General features: G+C 74.8%; 5 protein-coding genes and 2 pseudogenes. 2 read left to right on the plus strand and 5 right to left on the minus strand.

The genetic code is table 11. The features are described from left to right. The 4 genes and pseudogenes from VM95_RS43480 to VM95_RS36345 all read right to left on the minus strand — a co-directional run. Positions 1 to 685 (minus strand): annotated as a pseudogene (locus tag VM95_RS43480) (hypothetical protein); the annotation flags it as partial. Positions 686 to 994: 309 nt separating this feature from the next. Next, positions 995 to 2401: a family 2B encapsulin nanocompartment shell protein gene (locus tag VM95_RS36335; RefSeq protein ID WP_045705313.1), complete on the minus strand. Its 1407-nt coding sequence runs from the start codon at positions 2399 to 2401 to the stop codon at positions 995 to 997. Between the two features lie 842 nt (positions 2402 to 3243). Next, positions 3244 to 4701: a MocR-like pyridoxine biosynthesis transcription factor PdxR gene (gene pdxR / locus VM95_RS36340; RefSeq protein WP_244179112.1), complete on the minus strand. Its 1458-nt coding sequence runs from the start codon at positions 4699 to 4701 to the stop codon at positions 3244 to 3246. A 121-nt stretch (positions 4702 to 4822) separates the two neighbouring features. Continuing rightward, the gene (locus VM95_RS36345; protein WP_078861126.1) at positions 4823 to 5386 is read right to left on the minus strand and encodes a universal stress protein; all 564 of its coding nucleotides are present in this window, start codon (positions 5384 to 5386) and stop codon (positions 4823 to 4825) included. Positions 5387 to 5858: 472 nt separating this feature from the next. On the opposite strand from VM95_RS36345, the pseudogene VM95_RS36350 reads away from it, so the two are divergent. After that, a pseudogene (locus VM95_RS36350) lies at positions 5859 to 6251 on the plus strand (transglycosylase family protein); the annotation flags it as partial. A gap of 135 nt (positions 6252 to 6386) precedes the next feature. Here VM95_RS36350 and VM95_RS36355 read toward each other — a convergent pair. Beyond that, a complete protein-coding gene (locus tag VM95_RS36355; RefSeq protein ID WP_045705317.1) occupies positions 6387 to 6971 on the minus strand; it encodes a pyridoxamine 5'-phosphate oxidase family protein in 585 nt (194 codons plus the stop codon). Between the two features lie 102 nt (positions 6972 to 7073). Between VM95_RS36355 and VM95_RS36360 the strand changes: the two genes are divergently transcribed. Continuing rightward, a complete protein-coding gene (locus VM95_RS36360; RefSeq protein ID WP_244179114.1) occupies positions 7074 to 7979 on the plus strand; it encodes an AraC family transcriptional regulator in 906 nt (301 codons plus the stop codon). Positions 7980 to 8050 lie beyond the last annotated feature (71 nt).

The following is an 8050-nucleotide window of genomic DNA, read 5'->3' on the forward strand; positions in this document are numbered from 1 at the left end:
GAGTCGGCGAGGGCGGCGGCGTGGGGGTTGGCGTCGAGGTGGGGGTGGGCGTCAGCGTCGGCGTGGGCGTGGGCGTCGGCGAGTGGGTGGGGGTCGGCGTCGGGGTGGGCGTGGGGCTCGGCGTGTGGGTGGGGCTCGGTGACGGCGAGCGGGTCGGCGTCGGCGTCGGGGTCGGCGTCGGGCTGGGGCAGGGGTGGTGGTGATGATGGTGGTGGTGATGGTGCCCACCGTGCTCCCCGCCGTCCCCCTCCTCACCGTCCGGCCGGCCCGGCTGGTGCCGGAGCCCGGCCGAGGCCGAGGGGGACGGCGCGGTCGGCTCGTCGTCGCCGACGCCCGGCCGGGGGTGGCAGTGGTGGTGGCCGTGCGGGGGCCGGTGCCCGTGGTGGCGCTCCCCCGTCTTCGGGTCGACGGTGACCTCGACCTGGACGTCCACGTCGACGCCGACGTCCACACTGCCGCCCGGGCCGACCTCCGTCGACACGTCCGTCTCGCTGCACACGCAGGTGTCGACGGCCGGGCCCTGGTGCCCGCCGTGCCGCTCGGCGCCGTTCGCGGTCGCACCGCCGACCAGCGCGAACATCGCGATCACGCCGACCGTGGCGCCGGCCAGCCGCACCCGACGCCCGGGGGCCGCAGTCCCACCGCCGTGCAGCGGTATCCGTCGGAACTGCCGACGCTGCGGCATGGGCTCCACACACCTCTCGGGTCTCGGGTCACGCGGGTCTCCGGGCACGCGCTTCGCCGGCTCGCACGGGGCTCCGCTCGTACGGGCCTCCACCCGCACGGGGCTCCGCTCACGCGCGAAGGGCGAAAACAGTCACGTCCCGATCAAAATCGATCGCATGCGACCATGCGTGATGCGCCCCCTCGGAAGCGACCGGGGGGACGCCACAGGAACCAGCCGGACGGCCCGCCGCCGGGGGCGGGCCGTCCGTCGTCAAGAAAAACGATCTTCACGCCGACCGGTTACGGCCCGCGCGTACCGACCGCGAACTCAGTGGCGGCGGTGGGCGATCTCGACGTTCTCCAGCACACCGACCGCGTCCGGCACCAGGATCGCGGCCGAGTAGTAGGCGCTGACCAGGTACGAGATGATCGCCTTCTCGTCGATCCCCATGAAGCGGACCGAGAGCGAGGGCTGGTACTCGTCCGGGATGCCGGTCTGGTGCAGGCCGATGACGCCCTGGTTGTCCTCGCCGACCCGGATCACCATGATGGAGCTGGTGTTCTCCTTGGTGATCGGGATCTTGCTGCAGGGCAGGATCGGCACCCCGCGCCAGGCCGGCACCTGCTGCCCGCCGAGGTCGACGTGGTGGGGGTAGAGGCCGCGCGCGTTGAGCTCCCGGCCGATCGCGGCGATCGTCCTGGGGTGGGCGAGCAGGTAGTCGGGGTCGCGGCGGCGATTGAGCAGCTCGTCCAGGTCATCCGGGGTGGGCGGGCCGGAGTGGGTCTGGATCCGCTGGTCGAAGTCGGCGTTGTTGAGCAGACCGAACTCCGGGTTGTTGACGATCTCGTGCTCCTGGCGCTCGCGCAGGGCCTCGATGGTCAGCCGGAGCTGGTGCTCGATCTGGTTCATCGGCTGGTTGTACAGGTCCGCGACGCGGGTGTGGACCTTGAGGATGGTCTGCGCGACGCTCAGCTCGTACTCGCGCGGCTTCAACTCGTAGTCCACGAAGGCGCCGGGCAGCTCGTACTCGCCGTGGTGGCCGGCCGACAGGGCGATCTCGGCCTCGCCGCGCTCGTTCTGGGCCTGGAGCGGCAGCGACAGGAAGGTCTGCAGGTGCTCCTGGAGGCTCGGCGCGTTGTCCCGGATCTGGGCGAAGTCGGACCGGCTCAGGGTGAGGGCGACACCGGAGGTGGTGGTCTTGGCGGTGAACTCCCAGGTGGCGTCCGGGTTCAGCAGCGCGTCGTCGCCGAAACGGTCGCCGTCGGCGGCCACTCCGACCACGGTCTCGTCGCCGTACTTGCCGGTGCCGACCTTGTTGATCTTGCCGTGCGCGATCAGGAAGATGCGGTCGGCCGCCTCGCCCTGGGTGACGAGCACCTCGCCCGGGCCGAAGTCGCGCTGCTGGCAGCGGTCGGCGAGCGCGGTGAGCACCTCGTCGTCCTCGTAGCCGCGCAGCAGGGCGAGTTCGCCGAGCTCCGCCGGGATGACGCGAACCTGGGACCCGGTCTTGATGAACTCCACCACGCCGTTGCCCACGGTGTAGGTGAGCCGCCGGTTGACGCGGTAGGCGCCACCGTTGGCCTGCACCCAGGGGAGCACCTTGAGCAGCCAGCGGGAGGTGATCTCCTGCATCTGCGGCGCGGACTTGGTGGTGGTGGCGAGGTTGCGGGCGGCGGCCGTCGCAAGGCTCTGCTGCCGGTCCTGCTGTGTCTCCGGGCTCGTGTCCACGGACATCGGCAGGGGTCTCCATTCATGAGGTCGGGACACGCGGCCGGGCCCGTACGGAGCCCTGGGCAGGTGCCGTCACGGATCATCAGATCCGCTGAACAGTGGGGGTGTTGGCGCATTTCGCGAGCGCGGCCGCCGTCTCCCGGCGGCCCATCCGGAACCCTAGATCACCAGAACCCGGCAAGACCCGCACGGCGGCCCAGTACCCCCCGATAGGGTGAATCTTGGGCAGTCCGGCCCGAGTTGGCGGGGCGGGCACCGCACCATTCCGGCACCGCCGCACCCGGGGCCGCCAACGGTTCCGGCGCCCGCGCGGCCGGCCGGGGACGGGAGCGCGCGGCGGCGACCGCCGTCAACCCGGCACGCCGACGCACCGGTTGCCGCCCGCCGTGCGGGCACGGAGCAGCGGTCGGCGCCACCGGGAACGCGGGCCGGGTGGGGGTCAGGCCCGCAGCACCGAGGACGGCCCGGAGGACGGGCCGGGAGGCGGCTCGGGCGGCTCGGCGGGCGGCTCGCGCCGGCGGCCGGGAAACACGGGAAGCCCGCCGGGTGCCGGTACGGGGGTGGCCGGCACCCGACGGGCGATCGGGGCGTGCGGACCGGGCAGCCGGAGCCGAACTGTCCTGCACATGCCCATGAAGCATAGAGGCTCGGCGCCACCCGTGTGACCACTTCGGTGCGGAGCGGTACCGACGCATGAGCGGCGGGCGGACGGACCGGACCCACAGCCCGGGTTCCGGCCCCCGCGCCCCGCCCGAGGGCCTATGCTCCTCCCTCCGCTCCGCGGGCGCCGGGCGGCCGGGCGGTCGGGCGGTCGGGCCGGACGTGGCTCCTGACGGTTCGGCGGCTTACGGGGCGGGCGGCGGAAGCACCGCGCAGAGCGCGGCGAGCGCGGCCGGGTAGGCGTGGTCCGGCGGGGTGGCGTAGCCGACCACCAGGCCGTCGACGACCGGCATCGCCGCCGGCCCGGCCGCCGGGTGCCGGTAGTCGGCGAGCCCTTCGACGGCGAGGCCCCGGTAGGCGGCGGCCTTGAGCACCGAGCGCTCGGTGCCGGGCTCCAGCCGCAGCACGGCGTGCAGGCCGGCCGCGATGCCGGTCGCCTCGACGTGCGGGGCGTGCGCGGCCAGGGCGGCGACCAGGCGGTCGCGGCGCTCCCGGTAGTGGCGGCGCATCCGGCGCACGTGCCGGTCGTAGCCGCCGGAGGCGAGGAACTCGGCGAGGGTCAGCTGGTCCAGGGCGCTGGCCCAGCCCTCCCGTTCGCCCTTCGCCGCGAGCACCCGGTCGACCAGGTGGTCCGGCAGCACCATCCAGCCGAGCCGCAGCGCGGGGCTCAGGCTCTTGCTGGCGCTGCCGAGGTAGACGACCCGCTCGGGATCGAGGCCCTGGAGGGCGCCGACCGGCTGCCGGTCGTAGCGGAACTCGCCGTCGTAGTCGTCCTCAAGGACCAGCCCGCCGCGGCCGCGCGCCCAGTCGATCACGGCGGCGCGGCGGGCGGCGTGCAGCGGCCCGCCGGTCGGGAACTGGTGGGCGGGGGTGAGCAGCACCGTCCGGACGTCCGGGTGGCGCGCCAACTCCTCGACCCGCGCGCCTTGTTCGTCGATCGACAGCGGCCGGCCGGCGACCCCGGCGGCGGCCAGCAGCCCGCGGTGGAAGCCCAGCCCGTACGCCTCGACGGCCAGCGGGCCCTGCTCGGCGGGCGGCAGGACGGGCGCCGCACCGTCGAAGAGCAGCCGCAGCGCGTGGGCGAAGCCGGAGCAGACCACGATCCGCTCCGGGTCGGCGCGCACGCCGCGGGCGCGGGCCAGGTAGTCGGCGAGGGCGGTGCGCAGTTCGCGCCGGCCGCGCGGATCGCCCGGGCCGAAGGCCTCGCTGGGTGCGGCGGTGAGGGCGCGGCGGGCGGCGGCGAGCCAGGCGGTGCGGGGGAAGGCGGCGGCGTCGGGCTGCCCTTGGCGCAGGTCGTGCACCGGCCCGGGCCTGGTCGAGGGCCGGCGGGCCCGGGCGGGCGGGACGGGCGCGGCGCGCTCGGCGACGGTGGTGCCCGAGCCCTGGCGGGCGGTGAGCCAGCCCTCGGCGACGAGTTCGGTGTACGCCTCGGCGGCGGTGTTGCGGGCCAGTCCGAGGTCGGCGGCGAGGGCGCGGTAGGGGGGTAGCCGGGTGCCGGGCGCCAGCCGTCCGCTGCGGATCGCCTCGCGCAGGGCGGTCATCAGGGCGGCGCGGCGGCCGCCGGTGGCGGGGAGGTCGAGGTGCAGGTCGCTGCCGGTGGGGCGGGCCGGCCCGGGAAGCTGCGCGCCCGGCATGTCCGTCATGGTCCCGACCCTACCGGCCGCCCGTCCGCCGCCCGGCGGGCGGGCTCGCACCCCTTTGCACCGGCTGCGGGACGCACGGGGTTGCCGTGGCCGGAGGGGCTGGAGGGGCCCGAGGGAGGCGTCAGGGGACGACGGTGACCGGCCAGCGGCCGGCCTTCACCAGGCGGACGGCGACCGAGCCGATCACCTTGTGTCCGGCCTGTTCGGAGGCGCCGACCACGACGGCGTCGGCGCGCAGCTCGTCGGCGAGCTTCGCGAGGCCGGTGTAGGGGTCGCCGCGCACGGTCAGGAACTGCCAGTCGACCCGCCACACCCCGCGCACCCGGTGCTCGGCCTCGCGCAGCGCGGCGAGCAGCTCGTCGGCGATCTCCTGGGTGGTCTCCTCCACCACGGCTCCGGCCAGCGCGGTGGCGGCGGCGAGGACGGGCTGGATGTAGGCGACGGCGAGGAGGGAGCCCTGGCGGCGGGCGAGTCCGGCGGCGTAGGCGGTGGCCCGCCAGGAGGAGTCGGAGCCGTCCAGGCCCGCCAGGATCACCTTGGGGCCGTCCGTCCCCAGTTCGAAGCCGCTGGGCGCGGCCACCGCCTCCGGGTCGTGGGCGGGCGCGCCGCCGGTGCCCGGCCCGGGGGCCCCGCCGACCGCACCGCCGACCGCCTCCGCGTCCGCCGCATCGCTCTCGTTGCTCATGGCGACGAGGCTATGCCCGCCACGGTGGGTGGTCACGGCGGGCACTCCGGGTGAGGGCTGTGGCGCGGGCCACCCGGGGCGACGGCCGCGCGGGCGGATCCGGCACCGGGGGCGGGCGGGCCGTCACGCACTGTCGACGATGTGCGCGGCCTCACACCGCCGTCCGCGTGACCCGGGCCACTTCGAGGGGCTGTTTGATCTTGGAAATAGGTGCAAAACGGGCGAAATCGCCACAATTCCTTGATCCTTACGCCCGGTAACACCCCGCTGACGTGCTCAAACCCCCGAATCCTTGAAACCGCCGCAACCACCCCCGTACCTTCGAACCCGTTGCACCGAGCGATCCGCTCCGCAGGGCCTCAGCCCCGGAGCCGGACGAGGTGCCGGACCACGCGAGTCACGTGTCCCCGAAACCGAGGCCTTCCGAGGGCCTGGTTCCGCGTGCTCGCAGACGCCCTCCGAAAGGAACTTCATGACTTTCCGTAACGAGACCGCCGCTGCCACCACCACTGCCACCCCGAAGCGCCGCAACCGCGTCCGGATGGCTCTGATGGCCGGGGCGCTCACCGCCCTGCCGGTGGCCGGCCTCGTCACGGCCACCAGCGCCTCCGCCGCGCCCGCGACCGTCTGGGACAAGGTCGCGGACTGCGAGGCCACCGGCAACTGGGCCATCAACTCGGGCAACGGCTTCTACGGCGGCCTGCAGTTCACCTCCAGCACCTGGGCCGCCTTCGGCGGCACCGCCTACGCCGCGCAGGCCAACCAGGCCACCAAGGACCAGCAGATCTCCATCGGCGAGAAGGTCCTCGCCGCCCAGGGCCCGGGCGCCTGGCCCGTCTGCTCCGTCAAGGCCGGCCTGAGCAAGTAAGGCCGCGCGCGAGCAGCGCCGCACGCGACGAAGCCGCCGCATCCCGTCCGGGGTGCGGCGGCTTCGTCGTGCGCCGGTGCCGTGGTGTCCGGGCACGGCCGCGGTCCGTTCGGCCCGGTCCGTTCGGCCCGGTCAGTTCGGCCGGGGCGGGAGCGGCAGCGGGAGCGCCGGCAGGCCGTCGATGCTGGTGCCGACGTACTCCTTGCGCTCGCAGTAGGCGTTGAACTCCACCTCGTCCTTGCGCTCGAAGTACCGCGCGTGCAGGTCGCGGTCCTCGCGGTAGTCCATCAGCGGCACCGCGTACCCGCAGGAGTCGCTGACCCGCTCGGCCTCGACCAGGACGATCGCCCGCAGGCCCGCGCCGTCCACCGAGGGGTCGAAGCGGCCGAGCAGTTCGGCGAAGCGCGGGTCGTCGCGGAAGACCGGCTCGCCGCGGCCGTGCACCCGCACCACCGTCGGCGGGCCCTCGAAGGCCGTCCACATCAGGGTGATCCGCCCGTTCTCCCGCAGGTGGGCGAGGGTCTCGGCGGTGGATCCGCCGAAGTCCAGGTAGGCGAGGGTGAGTTCGTCGAGCACGACGAGCGTGCCGGAACGGCCCTTCGGCGAGACGTTGACATGGCCGTCCGCGGCGAGCGGCGCGGTGGCGACGAAGTAGACGGGCTGCCGTTCTATGAACTCCCGCAGCCTGCCGTCGATGCGTTCGTACTGCTTTCCCATGAGGGTGATGGTGCTCCTGTCTCGCCTGGTAAGAAAGATCGTTCCACTGTCTGAGACGTTCCGTCAGGCGCCCGCCGACCCGGCGCCGCCGATACTGGAAGGGTGAGCACCGACGCCACCGAAGCGGCCGACGCACCCGGCGAGATGGTCGACGAGGCCGTGCGCGCCCGGCCCGCCGGCGCGCTGCGCCCGTACCTGGCCCGGTACACCGGCTACCGGCAACGCGGCCTCGCCCCCGCCGTGCACCGCGGACTGCCCTCCCCGTACCTGACCTTCATCCTCACCCTCGACGAACCGCTGGTGATCAGCGGCCACCCCGACCCCGCCCAACCGGCCGGAATCTACCCGACCTTGCTCGGCGGCCTGCACACCACCCCCGCGCTGATCAGGCACGATGGCGCGCAGTCCGGCGTGCAGGTCGCCGTGCACCCGCTCGCCGCACGGGCCCTGTTCGGACTGCCCGCAGGGGAGTTGGCCGGGATCGACGTGCCGGCCGAGGAGGTGCTGGGGCGGCTCGCCGCGCAGGTGCGGGAGCGGCTGCGCGAAGCCCGCGACTGGCCGGAGCGGTTCGCCGTGCTGGACGGGGCGCTGCTGCGGGCCGCCCGGCCGTCCGGGCAGGTGCCGCCCGAGGTGGCCTGGGCCTGGCGGGCGCTGCGGCGCAGCGGGGGTGCGCTTCCGGTGGCGGAGCTGGCCCGGGAGACCGGCTGGAGCGCCCGGCACCTGCAGGACCGGTTCCGCCGGGAGACCGGGCTGACGCCGAAGGCCGCCGCCCGGGTGATCCGCTTCGACCGGGCCCGGCGGCTGCTCGCCGCCGCGTCACCGCCGCCCCGGCTGGCCGAACTGGCCGTCCGCTGCGGGTACTTCGACCAGGCGCATCTGGCCCGCGAGTTCCGCGCCCTGGCCGGGCTGCCGCCGAGCGGGTGGCTGGCGGCCGAGGGCCCGGCGGACGGCAAGTTCCGAAACGTCCAAGGCGGCGCGGGCGGCCCGGGCGCAGAGTGGCAGGAGTGACCGCCCCACCGCCCCACCCGAGGAGCTGACAGCCATGGACGCCACCACCCCGACCGCCCCCGCCCCCGCCC

This window comes from Streptomyces rubellomurinus, assembly GCF_000961885.1.
Classification (GTDB): domain Bacteria; phylum Actinomycetota; class Actinomycetes; order Streptomycetales; family Streptomycetaceae; genus Kitasatospora; species Kitasatospora rubellomurina.